This is a genomic window from Brevibacillus sp., from assembly GCF_003521185.1.
Lineage (GTDB): Bacteria > Bacillota > Bacilli > Brevibacillales > Brevibacillaceae > Brevibacillus > Brevibacillus parabrevis.
This window is the reverse complement of the sequence record NZ_DOTK01000034.1, coordinates 52328-75116: the sequence shown is the minus strand read 5'-3', so window position 1 is coordinate 75116 and position 22789 is coordinate 52328. Positions and strand designations below refer to the sequence as shown.

The following is a 22789-nucleotide window of genomic DNA, read 5'->3' as shown; positions in this document are numbered from 1 at the left end:
TGGTATGACCAGTAGTTTGAAACACAATTTGGCTTTTTTACGTCATACTAAGAGCAAGACTCGCCATATCTCTACAGAATCGAGGGGTACGTTTATGAAAAAACTTCTTTTTGTCTTGTTGACCGTCGGCCTGTTGCAAGGCTGCACCAGCTCTCCCCCTGCCCCGGAAACTCCGCCTGCAACCACGCAGCCCGAGACTCCGGCACAGCCTGAGACGCCTGCTCCCTCTAACCCGCAAACTCCGGCTGAAAAACCGCCTGCCGAGCAGCCTGAAACAAAAGAAACGGTATATGCCAATGATATTTTTCGCAATGTCACCGTGAAAAAAACGGGGGAAGACACGTTTGAAGTCAAAGGGCAAGCGCAAGTGTTTGAAGCAGTCGTCAATTACGTCGTGGAGGATGGGCACAACGAATTGACCCAAGGCTTTTTCCAAACCTCCTCCGGCGCTCCCGAATGGGGCGACTTCACCCAGACGGTCAAGGTGAAAAAAGCCGAGCCGAACAGCACGCTCATGCTCATCCTGTTCGAAGCGAGCGCCAAGGACGGCAGCCGCCGGAGTGAACTGATCATTCCTCTGCCGGAAAAGTAGTTCGCTCGGCGTGATTTCGTTCTCCCCTTGTCCTGCCATCTGGATTATAATGGGAGAGATTCATGATATGTGGGGAGGATGACTGTCGGATGAAAAAGACTGCCTTGCTCGTTGTCGATGTGCAAAACCTGCTCGTGGAATACTGTCACCAAGGCGAGGAAATCGTTGAACGGATCAAACATTTGATCGCCGAGGCGCGAACTCGCGAGCTTCCTGTTCTCTACGTGCAGCATAATACCGGAGAAACGGATGAACTGGCTCTCGGATCGCCAGGGTGGGAAATTCCCGCTTCCATCAAGCCGGAAGAAACCGATCCGGTGTTTCATAAAATGGCGCCCGACTCGTTTTATGAAACAGGCTTGCATGAAAAGTTGCAGTCACTCGCCATTGAAAAGTTGATCATTGCCGGGTTCCAGACGAACTATTGTATTGATACAACGAGCAGAAGTGCCATCTCTCACGACTATGACGTGATTCTCGTCGGAGATTGCCACTCTACCACTGACACTTCCGTCCTCAAGGCACCAGACATCATCGCCCACCACAACAATACATTGAGTGGCTTTGGCAGCCCTAAACATGCCATCACAGTCAAACAATCAGCCTCGCTTTGGGAAGCCTAGTTTGCTTGCACGCCCACGCCAAAAACCATTGGACGCCATGCGCCAATGGTTTTTTCCATATTTTCCAATTCGCTCGAATGTGTGGTATCCTTTTTTAGGAAGTTTCCCCCGAAATTCAAAAACCCTCCCGCTTGGAGAGGGCCTTGACTGTCAGACATCTATTTATTCGTGTCGCAACATGCTGACTTGCGTCGTGCTGCTACTTTTGCTCGCTTTGTTCTTCTTTGTAGCACTCCATGCAGAGGGCACCATTGTTCTCGATTTCGTACTCTGTCAAGCGAGCCTGGCAGGATTTGCATTGTTTTTCTGTGAGCACCAAGTTCAAGACTATATCTCCTCTCAATGATGTACGTTAGTCTATTTAGATTATAACCGAAGATTGATATGGAATAAGCAGCTTTGTGTTAAAATTTCGTGAATTCTTTCAATTACAAAGGGAAAAGCTTGCACTCGCCTTGCAACTGGCTTGCCCAGCTTTTCCTTTTACATAAACAGATAAACAGACACCGCCTGGGAGGCTTTCATGAACTCGCCTTACTTTTCGCTCTTCATCTCCGGTGCGCCTTTTCAACTCTTTTCGCTGTCGCACCTCATCGCCTTGCTTGCCACTTTTGGCACAGCGCTCCTGCTTTACTTGCTTCGTCACCGCCTGCAAGCACCTGCTGCCAAGCGGACGATCCGCTTTTCACTGGCTGGGCTGCTGCTGCTGACGGAAGTGGGCTTTCAGCTCTGGCATGTCTATACGGGAAGCTGGTCGGCTGCCTACACTTTGCCGTTGCAGTTGTGCAGCGTCACTTTGTTGCTTGCGATCGTCATGCTGCTTTCGAGAAGCTACAGCTTGTTTGAAGTCACGTTTTTTGCGGGCATTGGCGGTGCAGCGCAGGCATTGATTACGCCAGAACTGTTTTACCCGTTCCCGCACTTCCGCTTTTGGCATTTTTTTCTCGCTCACGCAGGGATCGTTCTCGCCTGCCTGTACATGACGTGGGTCGAAGGCTATCGCCCGACTTACCGCTCCGTCTGGAAGACGATGGGCTTGCTGAACGGGCTGTTGGTCGCGGCACTCGCCGTGAACAGCTGGACAGGAGGCAATTATTTGTTTGTCTCGCACAAACCTGAAAATCCCAGCCTGATCGACTTCCTCGGCCCGTATCCGTGGTACATTCTCTCGCTTGAAGGAGTTGCCTTCGCGATTTTTTCGCTCATGTACTTGCCGTTTCTGCGAAAAAAACAAGCGGCGGTGCCCGCCACGCGCGATTTGCCGTCGTAATGCCAACTTATCCTTGTTCGCGCACCCACTCGGTTACGACCTGCAAAAAGCGCTTCGCTGCGGGCGACTGCTTCTCAAACGATGTCGCTGCCACGCCGAGAGAACGATAATGCTCCCCTTCCAGCGGAATCATGCGGATGTTGGGCGGGAGGCGAAACAGGATCATCTCCGGGAGAATGCTGATTCCCAGGCCGTTTTGCACCATGGCGATAATGGCGTGGTCGTCGCCCACTTCGTACTTCACGCGCGGCTGTAGCTTATACATGGCGAGCAGCCTCTGAATATCGTTGTCGCAGCCTGCTTTTGGCATGATAAACGTTTCTTCCGCCAGACGGCTGACGTGCACCCGCTCTTCCTCGTAGAGCGGGTGCTCCTTCGTTACGAGCAAGTACAGCTGGTCCTTTTTCAACGGGATGGATTCCAATTCCTCAGTCGTCGGCAACGAGACGAAGCCCATGTCGACCTCCCCCGCCTGAATCCAGCTTTCGATCCCGTCGTAATAGCCTTCCAGCAGCTTGACTTCGATGGCGGGATACTGGTCCTGAAACCGTTTCAAAATGCCCGGCAGCCATTGGGTGGACACGCTGGTGAACGTCCCGATTCTGACTGTCCCCACTTCCATGCCGTTGATCGCATGAACTTCTTGCTTCATCCGCTCTTGGGCGTGCAGCATCTCGCGCATATAAGGGAGCAGCCGCTCGCCGTTGCTCGTCAGACTGATGCCGGAACGACCTCGCGTCAAAATGGAAAACCCAAATTCCCGCTCCAGACTTGCCAGGGCGTGACTGATCGCGGATTGCGTCAAGCCGAGAATTTCGCCCGCCCTGGTCAAGCTCCCCGATTCGATCACGGTGACAAACACTTCGTACTTGCTCAGGCTCATCTTGCTCTCCCACCTTTTGCATTAAAACTTTTCATGAAAAGCATGATAAACATTCATTTTTCTTATTCAAACATTACTCGTATACTGAGTATTGCGCAATACGAATACTTCATGGTCGCGCCTGGTCAACCGGGCAAGGAGGCACAAATGAAACCGCAAGTAAAAGCCGATCTGGCAATGCTGCTGGTTACCCTGTTTTGGGGATCGTCTTATTTGTTTATGCAAATGGGCTTGCAAGATTTGGAGACGTTTAACCTGATCGCCATCCGCTTTGGCATTGCTTTTGTTTTGGCGGCAGCGATTTTTCACAAGCGGTTGCGCAGCACCAGCCGTAAAACATTGCTGCACGCCTCGATTCTCGGCACGCTCCTGTTTGGCGTGTTTGCCACGATTACAAACGGGGTCAAATCGACGACGGCTTCCCAAGCCGGGTTTTTGGTCAGCCTGACGGTCATTTTCGTCCCGCTGCTGTCGATTTTGTTTCGCCACCGCCCGGAAAAGCGCGTGTTTGTCGGGGCGGGACTCGCCATGGTCGGCATCGGTCTAATGACGCTCAACACCGAACTGCGGATCAGCCAAGGCGATCTGCTGTGTATCGCCGGAGCGCTCTGTTACGCCATGCACATTACCGTGACAGGCAGATTTGCCTCCTTTTCGGACACGATTCAACTCGGCATTTATCAGCTTGGCTTCACCGCCTTGCTCGGTTTCGTTTTTTCCTGTTTGTTCGAATCGCCTGTGTTGCCGCATTCGACAGAAGGCTGGGTCGCTGTGCTCGCTCTCAGTATTTTGTGCAGTGCCATCGGCTTTGTCGTCCAGACGGTGGCTCAAAAATATACGACCGCGACTCATACCGGACTGATTTTTTCACTGGAGCCTGTATTCGCTGCCCTGTTTGCCTCTTTGTTCGCTGGCGAGATTTTGACCACGCGCGGGTATATTGGCGCAGCACTTGTACTTGCCAGCGTGCTGATTGCGGAAATCGATCTGGGCAAATGGCTGCGCAGCAAGCGGCAGACCCGTTTGTCAGCCTGACGAGGTTGTTCGTTGTTCGCGAATTTGCCCATACAAAAACCGGCTCCTTGTGCGCCCTGCCCCCAAGTGTTGATACGTACAACCTGGAGGTGCAGCGCATTTTCGAAGAGCCGGTTTTTCGTTGATGCTTCCTGGGCATCTGAGCTTTCGTTAGCTGCTATAGCAAACTTTTCCGCCAATGACCGTCATGACGGCTTTCGTCGTGAGCAATTCATCCGGATCGATCGTGAACAAGTCCTTGGAATAAACCGTCATATCCGCATATTTTCCGCGAGACAGCGTTCCTTTTACTTGCTCCTCGTTTGTCACCTGAGCGCCTCCCAGTGTAAACAAATGGAGCGCTTCTTCCATCGTCAATTTTTCCTCCGGGAGGTAGCCGCCGTGTGTTTCGCCCGGAGCCTTGCGCGTCACGGCCGCGTGAATGCCCAGCAACGGATCGATCGGTTCCACTGGCGTATCTGATCCTGCCGCGCAAATAATTCCCTTGTTCATCATCGTCCTCCAAATGTACGAGTCCTGGATGCGCTCTTCTCCCACACGGTCGATCACCCACGGGAAGTCGCCTGCGAGGAAGCGCGGCTGAATGTCGGCAATCCGGCTTGGCTGATTCAGTCTCTCCAGCAAATCCGGGCGCAAAATTTGCGTATGGATCAATCTGTCCCGATACGCGACGGTCGGAAACTGATCCAGACTGTCGAGCACCATTTCCAGGGCCTTGTCGCCAATCGTATGCACCGCAATCGGCATGCCGAGCTGACGCGCCTGCCGGACAAGCTCGGTCAGCTCTTCCTGTTCGTGTACCGGGTACCCGCTCGTCGATGGATCGTCTGCGTACGGTGCGGACAAGTAAGCGGTTCTGCGCCCCAAAGCCCCGTCTGCGAAAATTTTCACCGCGCCAATCTGTACGTGGCTGTTTCCATAGCCGGCGGTCATGTTCAGGTCGCGCAGCTCATGCATGTGCGGGTAGTAAACGAGCAGATGGGAGCGCAGCGCAAGCTCTTCCCCGTTGATCAGCTCGTCGTAAAGGCGATACGTCTGCGCCAGTCCGTTCAGTTCGCGCAAGTCTTCTGTATGCGCTCCGGTCAAGCCGTGCTGCATCGCGTAGCGGATGGAGCTGCGCAAGCTTTTTTTCAATGTATCGTAATCAGGGCGCGGAATATGCTTGGTGATCAGATTGGAAGCCGTTTCGAGGAGCATCCCTGTCGGCTTTCCGGTGAGCGAATCGCGCACGATCACTCCGCCAGCTGGCACCTCGATGTCAGGATGATATCCGGCAAGCTCCAGCGCTTTTGTATTGACCAGATTCGCATGTCCGCAAATGCGCGGCAAAAAGATCGGGCAATGCGGCGCAGCGGCATCAAGCTCCTCGATGCTCGGGATTCCTCCGCCGTCGACAAACAGATTCTCGTCCCAGCCAAAGCCTTGTATCCATTCATTCGCTTTTGTCTCATTCGCCTTTTGTCGGATGAGGTACAGCATTTCATCCTTCGATTTCGCCTCGCGCAAGTCGAGCTGCAAAAAGGTCAGCCCCAGCCAGCCCAAGTGCAGATGACTGTCGATCAGCCCCGGTGTTGCCGTGCAGCCTTGCAAATCGATCACTTGCGCATCGCTGCGTCCGTATTGCAGCAGCATATCCGCATCGCTGCCCAAATCGTGGACGATCCCGTCACGAACAACGAGAGCCTCCACAAACAAATGCCGCGAATCCCCTGTATAGATGCGTCCGTTTTTGAAAATGGTCGTCGCCATGTATGCTCCTCCTCGTGGATGTACGATCCGTATTCTTGCTCGCCTTCCCCTCTCCTTATTTGTTTGCCGCTCACCTTTTTCCTTCCTATTCTGAAAAAAACTTCGCCGATGACGGAAACGCAAGGAAAAAAACGGTACTTTCGCCGATTCCTGTTGAAAGCCCGCCAGGAAGGGTACGTTATGTTCAACTCTTATTTTTGAAGCGGGGTGATCGTATGCAGCAAAAAACGAAGAACCGCCTTCCTGCCTTTTTTCCGGCGATGAACAGCATCTCTTCAAAAGCGCCTGGCTCCGCTGCTCCGAAATCTCCCAAGCCCGGCGAACTGGACAACCAGGCTCGGCTTTTGTTGTTGGTGAATGGATTGTTCATCGCTGCCGGCGCTCTCTCCGGTACGTTCGTGAACGTTTATTTGTGGAAGGTGAAAAGTCAGTTTGCGCCCATCGCCTGGTTTACATTTGCTACCCATTTGGCTGGCGCCCTGACCTTTTGGCTCGCTGGCGCGTACGTCAAGCAGTTCAACAAAATGAACATCCTGCGCGCGGGGATGGCCGGGTCGGCGCTTTTTTACTTGCTTGTGCTCCTCGCTGGCCCGCAGGCTGTGTCGTACGCCGTCTGGCTCGGGCTGGTTCAGGGGATGGCGGTCGGCTTTTTTTGGCTTGCGTTCAACGTCGTTTACTTTGAAATTACCGGGCCAGACAACCGCGACCGCTTCAATGGCTGGGCAGGACTGTTGGCTTCCGTAGGCGGCATGCTCGCTCCCTGGCTGTCAGGCTGGCTGATCTCCCGTCTCCCCGGAAACAATGGCTACAGACTGATCTTCGCCCTCTCGCTCGCTTTGTTCGTCGTCGGCGGCATCATCAGCTTTTTTCTGAAAAAGCGCCAGTCGGAAGGAACGTACTCCTGGGGCTTTTCCTTCCGCTGTCTGCGCGAGGAACCTAAGTGGCGTCTCGCTGCCGCCGCTCTCGCCGCACAAGGCATGCGCGAAGGCGTGTTTGGCTTCATCATCGGGCTGTTTGTCTACATCGCCACGAAAAGCGAAATGACGCTGGGGAATTTCTGGCTGATTACCTCGGCCGTCGGGCTGCTCAGCTACTATGTGGCGGCCAAATGGTACGCCCCGCGCTACCGCAAATGGGGCATGCTCACAGGCGCGGTCATGATGTCCGGCATCTTGCTCCTGTTTTTCTGGCAGGTCAGCTATACGACACTGCTCGCTTTCGGGATCGTCGTCTCGCTCGCCTATCCGCTTTTTTCGATGCCGATGATCTCGACTGTTTTTGATTTGATCGGCACGAATGAACAGAGCGCGAAAAACCGGGTGGAGTACGTCGTCCTGCGCGAATTTGCCCTGGATGTCGGTCGGCTGGTCGGCATTTCGCTGTTCCTGCTCGTCACCGCGATCAGCGTCTCGGCCTCGACGTTAAACTGGCTGGTGTTCGCGATTGGAACCGGGCCTGTGCTCGCCTGGCTGTGCATGAAAAGCCTGTTTCCCGGACCGGGCACAGACGATGCCAAACAAAGCCGAACTTAGCAGGCCAGGTCGGGGCCAGCCGGACAACAGAGAAGTACGCAGCGGCATGTTTCGCAAAAGTTTTTTCTTAGCACGCTTGTCCTAGATTGGTATAATGAACCAAAGGGCAGTTGATCTCCGCGGTTATCGCCCGTGGATGAACTGCCCTTTTCCCATGCGGCGAACCAGCGATTGTCGCAAAAACGGACCAAGGAGAGCAACGTGCGAATCAAACGAATTTTGTTCACCCTCGCTTTTTTGATCGGGATCGGATTGTTCAGTCTGTTAACCGAGCAACAGAACAGCCAGACCACAAACACGTCTGTGCAAGCCGATGTCGTTCTGACCTTTCCCCGCGAGCGCTATCCCGAGACGGCAGAGCACATTCGCTCCGCCATCGAAAAAGGCCAGTCTGCTGTCTGTACCATCGACCGCAAATCGGCGGACAAGCACCGCGAAGATTCCTTGCGCGGCATCCCGACCAAACGCGGCTACGATCGCGACGAATGGCCGATGGCAATGTGCAAGGAAGGCGGCAAGGGAGCAGATATCGCTTATATTTCCCCTTCCGACAACCGCGGGGCAGGTTCGTGGATTGCCAACCAGCTCGAAAAGTACCCGGATGGCACGCGCGTGCAAATCGTCATCGGCGATCAGCCTGCCCGCTAGAAAAAACCCCGCTTGGCGCATCGGCCAGACGGGGTTTTTCGTCACAACGCGTTACGAGGAAATGTGCCAGCCGCTTGTTTGCTGCTGCAATCCCCACAGCTTCGCATACAGTCCGTGGCGGGCAATCAGCTCGTCGTGCTTGCCTGCTTCCACGACACGGCCTTGATCCAGCACATAAATTTGGTCAGCGTGGCGGATCGTTTTCAAGCGATGGGCAATTGCGATGACCGTCCGGCCTTGAATCAGCCTGTCGATCGCTTGCTGAATGTGCGCTTCGTTTTCCGGATCGAGGGAAGCGGTCGCCTCATCCAAAAGGACGATCGGCGCATTTTTCAGCATGGCCCGGGCGATGGATATGCGCTGCTTCTCCCCGCCGGACAACGTGCTTCCTCCCTCTCCCACCATCGTCTCGTAGCCGTTTGGCAGCTGCATGATAAACTCGTGGCAGCACGCCTGCCTGGCTGCCGCTTCGATTTCTTTTTGTGTCGCGTCCCTTTTGCCGAAGCGAATGTTGTTGGCGATCGTGTCCTGAAACAGATACACATCTTGAAAGACCATCGAGATGCGGGACAACAACGCTTCCGGGTCCATTTTTGCAAGCGGCTGTTGTCCGAGCAGCACTTGCCCGCTGGTCGGGTCGTAAAATCTGGCAATCAGGCGGAGCACGGTGCTTTTTCCGCTGCCGGACGGCCCGACCAAAGCGGTAAACGATCCTGTCGGCATGTGCATGCTGACGTTGTCGAGCGCCAGCTTTTCGTTGTATCCGAATGATACGTGATCGAGCGTCACATCGTTTTCGTCCGGCGGATGCAGCTCGCCCGGCATCGTCGGTTCAGCCAGCAAATCGACGATCCGCTCGCCGGCCTGCTCGTGATAACGAAATTCTGCGTAATTGACGAGCGCCGTGGTCAGCGGATCGAAAATTCTTGTTCCTACCAAAAGAAACATGACAAACGTGATCAAATCGAGGTTGCCCCCAGCCAGCAAATACGTGCCAGCGATTACCATGAGCGTCAGACCCGCCCGAATGCAGGCGATGGCCGCCAGCACGATCGGCCCGAGCAAGCCTTCGATGCGGATGCTCTGCCTCATAAACTCGCGAAAAGACTTCTCCAGCCGCACGAAACGCTCGCCTGTCAAATTGTACGCTTTGATGACGCGAATGCCGTTCAAATATTCCTGCAAGCGGTTCGCGGCATCAATTTTGGCCCGCATATGCTGGGCGCCGAGCTTGCGCTGAATGCCAGACGTGAGCAAAACGAGCATGATCGCGACAGGAAATGCGGCAAACAAGGCGAGCGCCATCCGCCAATCGATGAAAGACAGCCCGACGATGGCAATGACCGGCATGATCAGCGCCCCGATCATTTGCGGGACGAGGTGGGATATCCCGTGCTCGACCATCGCAAAATCGCCCATCATCATATTCGCCAAGTCGCCGGGGTCCCGCTTGTTCAAATAACCGAGCGACAGCTTGCGCAAATGCTCCGCAAGTCTGGCCCGCCCTTCTGCTGCCACGCTGTATGCGCCGCCGAACTGCGCCCGGTAGGCGGGCATTTCCGTCAGAAACAGCAGCACCAGAGACGCGATCAGCCATGCGCATATCCACCATAAACGCCCTGTGTTCAGCGGTGCGTCCGGGTGCACAAACGGTTCAAAAATCAAGCGCGCCGCCTCTACCAGCAAGACAAACGGCACAATGCTGGCAAGGTTCGCAATCGTCGTGTAAAAGACAGGCTTTAGCAATGCGCGGGGTTTACCGGCTGTTATATTGCTTAACGTGCTCATCGGCAGCCAACCTCCCTCTCTCTTTTCCGATCTGCCAGTTTTGCGCATCGGTGTACGCCGACCACATCCGGGCGTACAAGCCGTTTTGCTGTAGCAGCGCCTCGTGTTTTCCCTGCTCGACCAATTTGCCGCCTTGCATGACGAGAATCTGGTCGGCTTCCCGGATCGTGGACAGGCGATGGGCAATGACGATCACGGTCTTGCCTTTCACCAGTTCGGCCAAGGCCAGCTGCATTTCGTATTCGTTCTCGGGATCGGCAAAAGCTGTCGCTTCATCGAGGACGAGAATCGGAGCATTTTTCAAAATCGCCCGCGCCACGGCCACGCGCTGCTCCTCTCCCCCTGACAAATAGACCCCGCCTTCGCCGATCAGCGTATCGTAGCCTTGCGGAAGGTTTAGAATAAACTGGTGGCACTGCGCGGCCTTCGCTGCCGCATAGACCGCTTCGGGCGCAGCATCGGGCAATCCTACCGCGATGTTGTTGTACACCGTGTCATAGAACAAAAACGTCTCCTGGAACACAAAGGCCACTGTGTTCATCAAATCGGTGCTGGACAGATCGCGAATGTCCATGTCGCCAATGCGAATGGCGCCTTCCTGCACATCCCAGAAGCGGGGAATGAGATTGGCTACCGTCGACTTGCCTGCTCCCGACGGGCCGACGAGTGCGGTCACCTGCCCGTGCCGCGCCAGAAAAGACACATGCGAAAGGGCTTCTTTTCCTTGCTGTGCCTGTGCGCCCTCTGTGCCTTCTGTTGCGGTTGCGCTTGCATAGGCGAACGAAACGTCGTCAAACGCGACGTCAAAATGCTGCGGCTGTTTGGAAGCGAGCGGCTCGGCAACAGGCTGTTCGGCAAAAATCCGATCCATCCGCTCTACCCCTTCTCCAATGTCGCGCAGCGTCGAAGTCAAAAACATAATTTTGAACATCGGGGCGGACACCCCCGGCGCCATCACGAGGAAAAACAGCAGGACAGACGCGAACGCCACATTGTGCGGATCGCTGCTCAACAGAAAAACCCCCACAGGGAGGATGAAAGCGACGAACGAGCCTAAAATGACCTTGAACGTCAAATATCCATTTTGAAAATCACGCGTATGCTTGACACAATAATCGCGGTACGAAATCATGTCCGCGTAAAACTGGCGAAAAGAGTGGACGGTTTGCCCAAATACTTTGATCGCGGGCATGCCGCGTACGTACTGCACGGCGGAACCGTTCATCCGCTCCAGCGAGTCGTAATATTTTTTGATGTTCTCTTTCGTCCGCGTCCCTTGAAACGACAGCACCTGCACCAAAAGAGCCAGCACGATCGGCACTACGCAGGCGAGCGCCAGCCACACGTTCAAGTAAAACATGACGCCGACCATGACGACAATCGTCACGACCACCTGAACCAAATCGGGCAATTGGTGGGCGATGAACGTCTCGACTTTTTCCACGTTTTGCTCCAGCGTTTTCTTGACTGCCCCCGTCGACGTGCCACTCAGCCAGCCAAGCGGCAAACGGCCGATATGGGAAGCCAGCTTCACACGCAAGCCGTACAAAATCCGAAAAGCGGCAATGTGCGATACCATCCCTCCCGCGTACATCAGAATGAGGCTTCCCACCAGTCCGAACAGGGCAATCACGCCCCAGCGAATCATGTACGCCCCGTCTGCATCGGCCACAGACGAGGCATGCAGCAGCAGCTCCTGCAAAATAAAATAGACAGATGCGTAAGGCACAAGCATGCAGATGGCGCTCAACGACGACAAAATGGCCGAAACGATCAGCAAGCTCCGCTTCTCATCCGCAATCTCCAGCAGTCGGAGCACGCCTTTTTTCTCGCTCATTCCTCTTCCCTCCCTTTCCATGCTTTCTAGACCACCAAGCGTTAGGCAAACATTTTGAGAAACGAGATTTCCCCAAGCAAACCAGCAAAAGCCAAGCCTGCAACCAACAGCCCCGACAAAAGCCAGAACAGCAGGACAAACTGCCAGTCTTCCCGCTGGAACACGCTTGCCCGATAGTAAGTGCGCCGCGGATGGACTGCAAACCCGCGCGCATCCATAGACAAAGCCATCCGCTCTGCCTGCCGGATCGCCGTGACCAACAGCGGAAGCGTCGTCCCTCTCACTCTCTCCCCGTAAGACAACCGACTTTTTCTCGCTTTTTCATTCAAGCCTCTCACTTGACGCGCCCAGCGAATCGTCCGATGCTGCCGCTGCATATCCGGCACAAACCGCAAAATCGCCAGCACGGCGTATCCGATCCGGTCATTCACTCGCCAATTTTGCACCAGCGCCCGCACGAAATCAGGCGTCTCGGTCGTCAGTGCAAACAATAGCATGACTGCATACAGCGAAAGCAGCCGAAGTCCCGTAGTCAATCCGAGCAACAAGCCTGCCTGCGAGCCTGGCTGGTTGCCCCCGGCTGCGCTGTCGATCATGAATGGATACGTGAGGAGAAAACCGATCAGAAACGGGAGCAGCACGACGATTTTTTTCATGTAGGAAAACAGCTGGACGCGCCCGAGCCAAACCGTCAGCAAGGCGCTTGCCACGATAAAGGCGACGGGCGTCCACACATTTGTCACCAGCGTTAAAAAAACAGTCACAGGCAGCGTCGCTACCAGCTTGGACAGTGGATTGAGACGATGCAAATACGAAGCGGAAGCTCCCGGGACACACTGATTCTCGCTCATCTTTTACGCCTCCACCCCCGTCCGCTCGCCCAGCAATCGCAGGCAGCCTGCTCGCACATTTTCGTAAGTCGCAATCCCGGCCAAGCTCGGATCGTACACGGACAGCTTTTGCGCCATTTCTGCTGCTGGTGGCAGACGCAAGCTCGCCTGTTTCAAAAGCTCCGGCTGCGAAAACAAACGGTCTGCCGTGCCGTGGAAGACGAGCTTCCCTTTTGCCAGCACAGCTACCCGATCGGCATACTCCGCAAGCAGCCAGAGCGCGTGCGTGATCAAGACAATCGCCACTCCTTCGCGTTGCAGGCTTTGCAGCATCTGCATGATCTCTCTGGCATTTTTTTGATCCTGGCCAAAAGTCGGCTCATCGAGGATCAGCACTTTGCGCTCCTCTGTCAGCATCGTCGCAACACTGAGCCGCCGCTTCTCTCCCTGGCTCAACTGGTACGGACTGCGCCCGGCAGCAGAGGCAAGACCAAACCGCTGCAACAGAGACTGGGCCTGCACACGGGCTTGCTCTTCATCCCGTTCCGGCATGCCGACGACAAGCTCCCTTTCTGCTGTCTCCGCCACAAACTGATGCTCGGGGTTTTGAAAAACAAACCCGATGTTTCGCACCAGTTCGGCCATCGATAGCCCTGTCATGTCTTTGCCGGACAAAAAGAGCGCTCCTTTGTGGGCGGGCAACAGCCCCATCAAGTGCAAAGCCAACGTCGTCTTCCCGGCGCCGTTTGCTCCCGCGATGGCCAACAGCTCGCCACTGGAGATGGTCAGCGCTCCCACTGATTTTTGCAGCACGCCCGAAGCGGCGAGGGACAGCATTCCTTCCCTGATCGCAAGCAGCGGGACGCCTGCTTCGTCTTCGGGCGATGCGGAGCGTCCAGCGTCTGCCGTTTGCTCAGCGCACACAGCGGGCCGAGCGCCCTCCGACCAGCTTTTCTCTTGGATCAGGCTGCCAAAAGCAAAGCCGTTGCCCAGCCTTTTTCCGATCTGTTCCGCCACTTCATCCGCACAGAGCGCGACGGGCGACAGCCCCAACTCTTTGCTGAGCCGCACCGTCTCCGGCAAAAAGACGCCCTCTTCGCAGAGCCGCTCATAGCTTTCGGAAAAGACGCGTCGCGCTTCCCCTTCGGCGCTTACCTCTCCTGTCTTGCCGAGCACAAGCACACGATCGGCCAATCCGATGCATTCGTCCAGATGGTGCTCCACGAGAACGAGCGCCTGTCGCCCGCCTTGCTTCAATCGCTCAATGACGGCGAACACTTCTGCGCGGCCTGCCGGATCGAGCAGCGCTGTCGGTTCATCCAGCACGATCACTTGCGGCTGCATCGCCAGCACAGAGGCAATCGCGAGCCGCTGCTTTTGCCCGCCGGACAGGTGCTCCACTGCCTTTTTGCGCTGATCAGAAAGTCCTACTTCTGCCAGCGATTGCGTGATGCGCCGCTCCATCTCTTCGCGGTCCAGACAAAGATTTTCCAGACCGAAAGCGACCTCATCCTCCACCGTAAAAGCAACCAGTTGCGCTTCCGGGTCTTGAAACACCATCCCGACATGCATCGCCAGTTCCCCTACGGTTGCCTCGCTCGTGCTTCGCCCTGCTATCCGCACATCGCCCTCATAGCTCCCCTGGACGGCGTGCGGGATTAATCCGTTCAAGGTGAGGGCGAGCGTGCTTTTGCCCGCCCCTGATGCCCCCATGATGAGCAGCAGCTCGCCTGTTTGTACACGGAATGTCACGTTAGTCAGGACAGGCTGTTCGGCGGCATCGTAGCCGAAACAGACATTCCGCACATCCAAAACACCGTTATCCATCAGCTATCGCCCTGCTTTGTTCGCGAGGCTCGCACGATAGTCCGTCAGCAAGCCTGCCTGCATCAGCGAATGGCACAAAGCGCGGGAGAGCCATGCAACCAAGGCGCAACTGACAGCCGTCACCGCGAACAAGCCGACCTGTGATCCAAATGACAGGTTCGCATAGCCTGTCAGCGGGTACTCGCTCAGGACTGCCAGCGCGCCTGTTACGGCGGCGGCTGTCAACATAAACCGTCCGCTGTACGTCCGATAGCGTGCAACGGCATAAGGCAGCTCGCAATACAATCCGTTGATCGCTTGCCCGATCAGCATCATCCAGCCGTAGGAGGTGAACGGAATCATTACCAGACCCGTTACCAGTTCAGCCAGCACGCCTGCTCCCGGTTTGCGGATAAGATAGAGCGCCATAAAGCCCGGCATCATGTAAAAACCGATAAGGACACGGGAATAAATCGGACCCGTAAGCGAAGTGGCCAGCATATACACGTAATTGACCCCGATAATGACGATGGCAAAAACCACTCCCAAAAGCCCGGCCATCAGCAAGTCTTTCGTTCTCCAAGCCCGTTGTACTCGGCCAGCGTTCTCCAAGCCTGCTTTCATTTTTTCACCTCTCCTGTGTCTGCTTCTCTCTTTTGCTGTTCCTTCTTTATCATAGAGCGAGGGGCAGCCTCTTTACCGCCATTTCGCGGAGAGAGACTGCCCCTAGAGGGAGAAAATGCCCGCAACAAAAAAAGACGCTCGCGATTGAACGTCTTTTTTGCGATGAAAAATGTCTCGCCGTTTTTCATGAAATGGGATGTGGCCGCTTGCGGTCAACAAAACGGTTGTGACTGTTTTGTTGCTTTTACGGTTTTTCCAGCCGCTTGCCGTACAAGCTAGGATTCACCCCGTACGTTTTGCGGAACAGCGAGGCAAAGTGGCTGAAGTTGCTGTAGCCTACGAGCAATGCCGCCTCGCTGACGCTAACCCGCTCTCTCTCCAGCAAAAGCTTGGCTTTTTCCAGCCGCTGCTGCCGCACGAAGCCGAACACCGTCGTTCCGAACACTTCCTTGAACCCGATTTTCAGCTTGTAGTCGTTGATCCCGACTTTTCTCGCCAGATGTATCAGGCTTGGCGGATGATCCAGCGTCTTTAGCAGGATGTTTTTCGCTTCGTGGATGCTTTTGACGTCATCTGCCTTCAGCGAAATCCGCTGTTCCTTTTCCAGCTCCGCCTCCTGCAGAAACAGCGCCAACAGCTCCATGGCCTTGCCTTCTATAAACAGCTTCTTGATCGTTCCCCGATACGGATTGCTGATCACCTGCTCGATAATGTGCGTCATCCCAGGGGTGATCGTCGTTTCCAGCCTCGCAAACGACTGCTCGGGGCACGCGTTCATCGCTTCCAGCAGTTGGCTCCACAGCCTGTAGTCAAAGCTCAGCTCCAGATGGGAAATTCGCTCATGCTTCGGCATCTGGGCATGGCACGTCAGATCGTTCATGTAAATCAGCTGAGCGCTTCCTGTCTGTGAGCAAAACTCCTGCTGCCCGCCATTCACGGTCCAGTTCGCTCCGCTCTCGATATTGAAAGCCAGCTCCAGATGAGGGTACTTCATTTTCGTCTCCATCGAAAAAGTTTGGTGCAAATACATGTTGCTGTAATCGAGCCTCAGTCCCTCGCGCACCGCCACATGCCGATGGTACCCTTCCCCATAGTGCGGCGGCAGATCGTGCAACCGCTCCATCCCGTCGATTTCCTCTGAGCGGGCCCATTCCAGCTGGTCCGTGATCACTTGATTGTACTCGGTAAACTCGGAAAACTCCGCTTGAATATGCATGTTCCTCATCCCTTTTTGCCCCTCTTCTATGTCAAACGATTGGTACGCATTGCCTGCCACATTTTTCTTTATTATATTGATTTTGATTTTCATTATCAATTGATAATCACACAAAAAAACCTTTTCTGCCTCTTGTTTCCAAGGCTGAAAAGGTTTTGTCCGTTCGATTGCGCTTAGGCAGTGGTTGCTTTTTCTTTTGGTTTCGTCACGATGTGGTGACCGAGCGGCAGACCGCGTTGCTCCAGCTCTTCTGCTGTCACAATGTGGAGCGTCTCGCTCTTGCAGGGCATGGGCATCAATCCGCCCAAAGGGCTCATTACTCGTCCGATCGTGTCCGTCTCGATGAGCACATACAAGCCTTTTTCCTCCAATTGCTGAATAAATTCCCCCCAACGCTTGGAAGTAATTTGATCGGCGTGCTTGGTGAACATGACACCCATTTCTTGTGCTAGCATGTAAAATCTCCTTTGTTCTATCCAGCAGTTATCTGCTTCAAATGATATCCTAACAATACAGGGAAACATCCTGTTCTGGCAAAAAGCGTTTAAGCCAAAAAAAGACGAAAAACGGTTGTTTTTGACCGCTTTTCGTTTCAGGAATCTCACTGCTTCTTTACACACATCGTTTCAGCGCGGCACGCTGTTTTTTGCCACTTGCTTTGCAAAAAGGGGCCTATTTTTGTCCATTTTCTGAATCCTCGTGCCCCTGTTCTTCCTGCATTTCCCGCTCAAAAACCCGAAGCCAGTTCTACTTGCAGCAAACACGCAAAAGACAACCAGTGAAACCCGTCGCCTGTCTTGAGCTTCAATCGCCGGGCCGCCTGATCGATATGTATGACGTGGGCAGACAAGTGCCGCGGCTCGCGTCCGTCAAAGTATGTCAGCTTCAAGAGGTTGTTCGCCTGAAATCCTTGCCAGATCAGCTCGCTCATCGCTCCCAGCTGCTCCTGGTCAAGCTCGGGCGGCACGTACTTCTGCTCCTCTTCCTTGGCGCGCAAATACATTTCCCGATGTTCCGGGAGGACAAATCGGCTGGCTACAAACACATTCTCTTTTTTGGATACGCGCTTTTCTCTCATGCTCTCTTCTCTCCTCGCTGCTGATTTCGCATCCACCAATCGATCAGCTCCTGACACTCTGCCTGCAAAATTTCAATGGTGTACCGGGCTTCCCGTACATATCCGCGCTGCTGGTAGTGCACCATGTACACGTGCCCCTCGCGCCTGGCGCGGACTACTGTGCAGTCGCGCTGCTGCAAAAGGCGGCGCATTTGCTGCTGCTGCCGCTCAGCCCAGCGCGACAGCTCCTGAAAAGCCCCATCGATCATGGCCTGGTAAGAGAGCTTTAACGGCACAAGCTGAAGTCGGCTCCAATCGACCATGACAGCCTGAAACAAAATGCCGAACAAAATGTACTGCCGGACAAGCTCGTACTCTTCTTCTGTTGCCAGCGGAGTCGTCACTTGTAGTGCCCCCCGATCTTGCGCGCGCGTTCTTTCGCCTGACCAGCCTCCGTGACAGAGGCTGCCCGCAAAATCGCATCTGGGCCAAACCGTGTCCGAATCTCGTCGATCGTCCGGGCGAGCGAACGGCGTTTGTGGTTGTCTGTGAACAAATTTAGCTGCACGGCATGATCGGAAATCAGCTGCTCCAGGTTGATCCCGATACTGCGCACAGGCGTCTGCTGCCAATGGCGATCAAACAACCGGCAGGCTGCCTCGTACAGCTCCATGGCATCATTCGTCGCTTCTGCCAGCTTCATCTGTCGGACAAAGCCTTCTCCTGCCGACAAGTTCGCCCCGCGACAGCCAACCGACACGACGGAACCCATCAACTCCTTTTTGCGGGCCCGCCTGCATACTTCTTCGCACAGCTCCAGCAGCACGACCTTGATGTCTTTGGCCGTATGATAATCGCGCGGCAGCGTCATATGATGGCCGATCCCTTTTTGCGTGCCGTACACATCGAGGGAGACAGGCGAGTCGTCGAGGCCATGCGCCGTACGCCACAGCACTTCGCCGTTCACTCCCCAGTGGCGGGTAAGCACATCTGGCGAGAGCTTCGCGAGCTGACCGATCTGGTAAATGCCCATCCGATGAAAATGCCGCTTCATCCGCGAGCCTACGCCGAACATTTTCTCTACCGGAAGCTTCCAGAGCGTCTCTTCCAGCTCCTCGCGTTTCAGCCAAAAGATGCCGTCCTTCCGCTTTTTGGCGAAGTTGTCACAGGCCATTTTCGCGAGTACCTTGTTCTCCCCGATTCCTACCCGGCAGCGGATGCCCGTATCCGCCCAGACCCGTTTTTGAATCTGCGCTGCCAGCTGCAACGGGTCGCCGAACAAGTGAAGGCTCCCGGTCACATCGAGAAACTGCTCATCAACCGAATACGGCTCCACCTTGTCGGTAAACGATTCGAATATCGCGGTAATGTGCATGGAAATCCGGAGGTACATCTCCATGCGCGGACGCACGACTACGAGCTTGCGGCATTTTTGCTGCGCCTGCCACAGTGCTTCTGCCGTAATCACGCCGTACGACTTCGCAATCGGACAGGCTGCCAGCACTACTCCGCTTCGCCGCTGCGGATCTCCTGCGACCACAATCGGCTGATTGCGCAAGGCCGGATTGGCCCCTTTTTCAATACTGGCGTAAAAGCTCTCCATGTCGATCAAGAAGACGCACGGTTTGTTCGCATTGGGCATCACCATCATCCCCTAAACAAGAACTTATGTTCTTATTATAGCAAACGTATGTTCGTTTTTATACCTGACCCGCCGAAAAAAACATTGGTAATTATTTCTGCAAAAGAAACGCACACGCCAGCAGGTGTTTCGGCAAGCGTGTGCGAATCTGATACGAGGATGTTATTTTTTGACAACAGGAATCCAAATCTCGCTGCGAAATGTCGGCGAAGTCGTATCCTTGTCGGCATTCCACAGCAGTTCGGGACCTTCCGCCAGCTCGTAGCCGGAAGAGAGAAACCACTCGGCATAAATGCGGCCCCAGACGTCTTGCAGCGTATCGGGAAAAGGTCCTACGGCTTCAAATACCGCCCAGGTAGAGGCCGCCACTTCGAGCTTCGCGAAGTGCTCTGGACATTCCTTTGTCGTGGCCACGCCGATGTAATGATCCAGCTCTCCGTGCTCGCCCTGATTCAACCGCTTTTCGGAAAAATTCGTGGATGCGCTCAACAATCCTACAGGCTCGGTATTGGACAAAGATTTGAGCAGCTCGATTTTTTCAGCATCCAGCGAGGCCCACATCGCAGCAATCTCGGGATTCACCCCGTTGTACATCAACGGAACCCGTTTCTGCAAGCCAACGATGCGAAATCCCGCTTTCTCTTCTATACGATAGTTCATGACACTGCCTCCTTTGATAGACAGATGGAAGGTCATGCGCGGATAAGCTTTCAGCGACTGGCCGCTGGCTCTCGCTTCGGTGGGCGTTACCCCGTGCATGTGCACGAAGGCGCGGGCAAACGAATCTGGCGAGCTGTACCCGTACTTGATGGCGACATCAATGACTCTCACCCGCTCGTCTTTCAGCTCGAAAGCAGCCAGTGTGATGCGCCTGCGCCGGATGTACTCGGAAAGCGGAATGCCAGCCAGAGAGGAGAACATCCTTTTGAAGTGGTATTCCGAGCAGCAAGCCACGCGTGCGGCCTGCTTGACATCAATCTCGCCAGCCAGATTTTCCTCGATGTAGTCCAGAGCTTCGTTCCATTTTTGCAGCATATCCATCAACATGACCTCCCTCTCCACCAAAGAGTAACAGACATACCGCGAAGCGATCCGACATTTCGTGCCCGATGATGCAGGGTGGCTTCGCTACATGTAGCATCCCGATTCCCATACCGTACCGAAAGGAAGCGAATCATGCCCATGACCACTTCTCCTTCTCCGTTGCACTCCGAGATCGGAGCCATTTTCATCGCCGTCAGCGATATTGAGCGTGCGCGCGACTGGTACTGCCAGCTGTTGGGACTGCCGAATGACGGCGAGATTTCGTTTGGACACCTCTATTGCATCCCGATGAACAACGGCTCCAACCTGGTGCTGGACAGCAAAATTTTTCCCAAACGCACCCCTGATGATGCTCCGCTCTTTCACTTCAACACGACGGACATCGAAGCCTCCTATCGTTACCTGGAAGAGTTGGGGGTGGAGCTGGTCGGTCCGATCCAGCACGGACACTGGTTCACGTTCAAAGACCCGGATGGCAATCTGCTGATGGCAGCCAAATGCTGACAAAGAAAGGGGAAACCGACTGTGACGATCCGCCTGCGCCTTACCGTGCCAACAGACCTCCCGTTCGTTTGCGATGTGGAGCAAGCACCCGAAAACGCCCCTTTTCTCGTCGTCTGGAGCGAAGAACGGCATCGGGAAGCTCTCAATGATCCCGATGTTTTGCACATGATCGCTGAAAAAGCAGAAACAGGCCACCCCGTAGGCTACGTCATCATCGCCGGGCTGGCCAATCCGCATGATTCAATTGAGCTGAAACGCATTACGATCGCAGTCAAAGGTCAAGGCTACGGCCGCAGCATCTTGCGCCAAATCAAGCAATGGGCTTTTCAGGAACGAAAAGCCCACCGCCTTTGGCTGGACGTCAAGGAAACAAACGACGTCGCCCGCACGCTCTACCTTTCCGAAGGCTTTCGCGTGGAAGGAACGTTGCGCGACTGCCTGAAGACCGGAGATACGTACGAATCTTTGCTTGTCCTGTCCATGCTTGCCGACGAATACGAATCGTGATGATCGCGATTTAAGGAGCAAGCGTTCGGTCCGTCATCACGTACAACCATTTGCCATCCGCGCTTGCTCCCAGGATGGAAAGACCCGCAGGAAGGCCCGACACGAGCACGGACTGTCCTTTTGTATCGGCGTCAAACAAGTACAGCGATTGCTTCAAGTCGGTTTCCTGCGCGGCTTTTTCCCATTCCGTAAACAAAAAACGGTGCGTGCCCGGCAGCCAGAGACCATCGCCGCGCATGTCCATCAGCGGCACGTTGCCTTTGAACAGACCTGCATTCCAGTACATTTGATACGCGCCATCCGTCGACTGCACATACCCGGACCAGGAATCAGCCGGAACAGGCGGTGTCCATGCGATGACCTTGCCGCTCTTCCACTCATAGCGCAGACGTATTTCCTCAAAGCCTGATTCTTCGCTTCTCATCGCGAACGTGGCGTAGCGGCCATCGTCCTGGAAGGCGACAGGCAAAATCTCCCCGTTGGACTCGCTCGTAGGCACCCATCCCTTGATCGCTCCAGGAATGCGCTTTTCCGTTCCCTTTTCCAGATCAAACACAACGAGATCGAGGTCTTTTTTCTGCTCGGCTTTCCCCACTGCCATCAGCAACTGTTTCTGATCGTAGCTGAAGCTCGCACCATGCACGTACCCTTGTACCTGAACGCGAACGGCGCTGTCGCTTGGCGGAACAGTGATTCCTTTATCCGGCTGTGCGTAGAAGAAGCCCCGACGATCTGCGATGAAATCGCCCGCTCCACGATAGTTGTCCGCAAGCTCCACTGGGTAAAGGGTGCGTTCCTTTGTTTTTGTATCGTAAATCGAATAGAGCATCGGATACCGGGCGTCGCACTCGCAATATTTCGTGAAACGGCTCTGCAGCACGTACCGTTGCTCGCGGTCCAAAAACTTCATATTGGTCATGACGGAAAAGTCAGTCAGCTTCTCGCGCACTTTGCCGTCGACAGAGATTCGCCAAATTTGCGAAGGCGCAAGCACAACAGCGTGAAAAGCATTCGCTGCACCAATCACCGTGCCTTTTGTCGATTTGGCTCCCCCGGCACTCAGAACGTATTCCGTCCAATCCCGCTCTTTTCCGGCGGTAGCAGGAAGAGTTACCAGCACTTGCAACTGACGGTTGTTCAACCATTGAAAAGCAAACGTCGGTTCAATGAACCCCAAACCTTCTCTCGCCGCCTCTTCTTTCGCGTGCTTGCGAATCGTCGTCTCCACGCTTCCCCGGTCCATCTCCTCCCGGAAAAAGAGCGTGTACGACTGCGGAGTCGGTCCGACTACCGTGCGCAGCGGCGACTGCAACCGCGTGTCCTCATCTAATTGAATGACCACATCTGCTTTCATGCTTGCATAATCGTAAGGGCGCTCCTTTTGCTTCCAGTCATCCGCTGCCTTCGGTGTCGTGCCCGATGGTGCGGCTTTGCCGGACGAAGCGCCTGTTGCTGGATTTGTGCCCGTTTGTTTTTGTGCCGAAGAGGCTGCGGCCATGCTGCAACCCGTCATGATGATCAAAGAGAAGCCCAACGCGATGCTCATTCCCCGAAGATTTCGCAAAAACACAAAATTCGCCTCTCTCCCCAGTAAATTTTTAT

23 protein-coding genes are annotated in these 22789 nt (G+C 54.7%); 8 read left to right on the top strand and 15 right to left on the bottom strand.

Annotated features, from left to right (window positions below; genetic code table 11):
* The first annotated feature begins 94 nt into the window (after window positions 1–94).
* Both DEP07_RS08495 and DEP07_RS08490 read left to right on the top strand, forming a co-directional pair.
* Entirely contained in the window at window positions 95–592 is a 498-nt protein-coding gene (locus DEP07_RS08495) for a Gmad2 immunoglobulin-like domain-containing protein (protein WP_173599671.1), read from the top strand.
* 89 nt (window positions 593–681) lie between these two features.
* Window positions 682–1215, top strand: a complete 534-nt coding sequence (locus tag DEP07_RS08490) for a cysteine hydrolase family protein (protein WP_274874054.1) — start codon at window positions 682–684, stop codon at window positions 1213–1215.
* A gap of 199 nt (window positions 1216–1414) precedes the next feature.
* Here the strand turns inward: DEP07_RS08490 and DEP07_RS08485 are convergent, their stop codons facing one another.
* Window positions 1415–1540 (bottom strand): hypothetical protein, encoded by a 126-nt coding sequence (locus DEP07_RS08485; RefSeq protein ID WP_255679085.1) that lies wholly within the window; start codon window positions 1538–1540, stop codon window positions 1415–1417.
* A gap of 198 nt (window positions 1541–1738) precedes the next feature.
* Between DEP07_RS08485 and DEP07_RS08480 the strand changes: the two genes are divergently transcribed.
* Window positions 1739–2485, top strand: coding sequence for a YwaF family protein (locus DEP07_RS08480; RefSeq protein WP_173598054.1), 747 nt, complete (start codon window positions 1739–1741; stop codon window positions 2483–2485).
* Between the two features lie 7 nt (window positions 2486–2492).
* Here DEP07_RS08480 and DEP07_RS08475 read toward each other — a convergent pair whose 3' ends face one another.
* The gene (locus DEP07_RS08475) at window positions 2493–3368 is read right to left on the bottom strand and encodes a LysR family transcriptional regulator (protein WP_217021424.1); all 876 of its coding nucleotides are present in this window, start codon (window positions 3366–3368) and stop codon (window positions 2493–2495) included.
* Between the two features lie 147 nt (window positions 3369–3515).
* Between DEP07_RS08475 and DEP07_RS08470 the strand changes: the two genes are divergently transcribed.
* Window positions 3516–4403 (top strand): DMT family transporter, encoded by an 888-nt coding sequence (locus tag DEP07_RS08470; RefSeq protein WP_287102370.1) that lies wholly within the window; start codon window positions 3516–3518, stop codon window positions 4401–4403.
* A gap of 150 nt (window positions 4404–4553) precedes the next feature.
* Here the strand turns inward: DEP07_RS08470 and DEP07_RS08465 are convergent, their stop codons facing one another.
* Complete coding sequence (locus tag DEP07_RS08465; protein WP_122965108.1) at window positions 4554–6152, bottom strand: amidohydrolase; 1599 nt, start codon at window positions 6150–6152, stop codon at window positions 4554–4556.
* Between the two features lie 260 nt (window positions 6153–6412).
* On the opposite strand from DEP07_RS08465, the gene DEP07_RS08460 reads away from it, so the two are divergent.
* Window positions 6413–7684: an MFS transporter gene (locus DEP07_RS08460; protein ID WP_429827488.1), complete on the top strand. Its 1272-nt coding sequence runs from the start codon at window positions 6413–6415 to the stop codon at window positions 7682–7684.
* 201 nt (window positions 7685–7885) lie between these two features.
* Window positions 7886–8332, top strand: coding sequence for a NucA/NucB deoxyribonuclease domain-containing protein (locus DEP07_RS08455; RefSeq protein WP_217021429.1), 447 nt, complete (start codon window positions 7886–7888; stop codon window positions 8330–8332).
* A 51-nt stretch (window positions 8333–8383) separates the two neighbouring features.
* On the opposite strand, the gene DEP07_RS08450 is transcribed toward DEP07_RS08455, so the two are convergent.
* The 11 genes from DEP07_RS08450 to DEP07_RS08400 form a co-directional block, all read right to left on the bottom strand.
* Window positions 8384–10120, bottom strand: coding sequence for an ABC transporter ATP-binding protein (locus tag DEP07_RS08450; RefSeq protein ID WP_217021431.1), 1737 nt, complete (start codon window positions 10118–10120; stop codon window positions 8384–8386).
* Window positions 10089–11957 carry an ABC transporter ATP-binding protein gene (locus DEP07_RS08445; protein ID WP_173598050.1) on the bottom strand — a complete coding sequence of 623 codons (1869 nt, stop codon included), beginning with the start codon at window positions 11955–11957 and terminating at the stop codon, window positions 10089–10091. The genes DEP07_RS08450 and DEP07_RS08445 overlap by 32 nt, the downstream gene beginning before the upstream one ends.
* A gap of 41 nt (window positions 11958–11998) precedes the next feature.
* Window positions 11999–12808, bottom strand: coding sequence for an energy-coupling factor transporter transmembrane component T family protein (locus DEP07_RS08440; protein ID WP_287102368.1), 810 nt, complete (start codon window positions 12806–12808; stop codon window positions 11999–12001).
* A gap of 3 nt (window positions 12809–12811) precedes the next feature.
* Complete coding sequence (locus DEP07_RS08435; RefSeq protein WP_287102367.1) at window positions 12812–14614, bottom strand: ABC transporter ATP-binding protein; 1803 nt, start codon at window positions 14612–14614, stop codon at window positions 12812–12814.
* Window positions 14615–14617: 3 nt separating this feature from the next.
* On the bottom strand, window positions 14618–15217 hold the full coding sequence (locus tag DEP07_RS08430; RefSeq protein ID WP_274874055.1) for an ECF transporter S component: 600 nt from the start codon (window positions 15215–15217) through the stop codon (window positions 14618–14620).
* Window positions 15218–15461: 244 nt separating this feature from the next.
* Complete coding sequence (locus tag DEP07_RS08425) at window positions 15462–16433, bottom strand: helix-turn-helix transcriptional regulator (protein WP_217021439.1); 972 nt, start codon at window positions 16431–16433, stop codon at window positions 15462–15464.
* Window positions 16434–16606: 173 nt separating this feature from the next.
* Window positions 16607–16888, bottom strand: coding sequence for a hypothetical protein (locus DEP07_RS08420; RefSeq protein ID WP_063229853.1), 282 nt, complete (start codon window positions 16886–16888; stop codon window positions 16607–16609).
* 272 nt (window positions 16889–17160) lie between these two features.
* Window positions 17161–17511 carry a YolD-like family protein gene (locus DEP07_RS08415; protein WP_122965098.1) on the bottom strand — a complete coding sequence of 117 codons (351 nt, stop codon included), beginning with the start codon at window positions 17509–17511 and terminating at the stop codon, window positions 17161–17163.
* A complete protein-coding gene (locus tag DEP07_RS08410) occupies window positions 17508–17894 on the bottom strand; it encodes a hypothetical protein (protein ID WP_287102366.1) in 387 nt (128 codons plus the stop codon). Before DEP07_RS08410 ends, DEP07_RS08415 begins: the two co-directional genes overlap by 4 nt.
* Window positions 17891–19132: a DNA polymerase IV gene (locus DEP07_RS08405; RefSeq protein ID WP_287102365.1), complete on the bottom strand. Its 1242-nt coding sequence runs from the start codon at window positions 19130–19132 to the stop codon at window positions 17891–17893. Before DEP07_RS08405 ends, DEP07_RS08410 begins: the two co-directional genes overlap by 4 nt.
* A gap of 162 nt (window positions 19133–19294) precedes the next feature.
* Entirely contained in the window at window positions 19295–20173 is an 879-nt protein-coding gene (locus DEP07_RS08400; protein ID WP_173599659.1) for an AraC family transcriptional regulator, read from the bottom strand.
* A gap of 135 nt (window positions 20174–20308) precedes the next feature.
* Between DEP07_RS08400 and DEP07_RS08395 the strand changes: the two genes are divergently transcribed.
* On the top strand, window positions 20309–20680 hold the full coding sequence (locus DEP07_RS08395; protein WP_373926279.1) for a VOC family protein: 372 nt from the start codon (window positions 20309–20311) through the stop codon (window positions 20678–20680).
* Window positions 20681–20701: 21 nt separating this feature from the next.
* A complete protein-coding gene (locus DEP07_RS08390; RefSeq protein ID WP_287102364.1) occupies window positions 20702–21187 on the top strand; it encodes a GNAT family N-acetyltransferase in 486 nt (161 codons plus the stop codon).
* A 10-nt stretch (window positions 21188–21197) separates the two neighbouring features.
* Here the strand turns inward: DEP07_RS08390 and DEP07_RS08385 are convergent, their stop codons facing one another.
* Window positions 21198–22757 (bottom strand): hypothetical protein, encoded by a 1560-nt coding sequence (locus DEP07_RS08385; protein WP_287102363.1) that lies wholly within the window; start codon window positions 22755–22757, stop codon window positions 21198–21200.
* Window positions 22758–22789 lie beyond the last annotated feature (32 nt).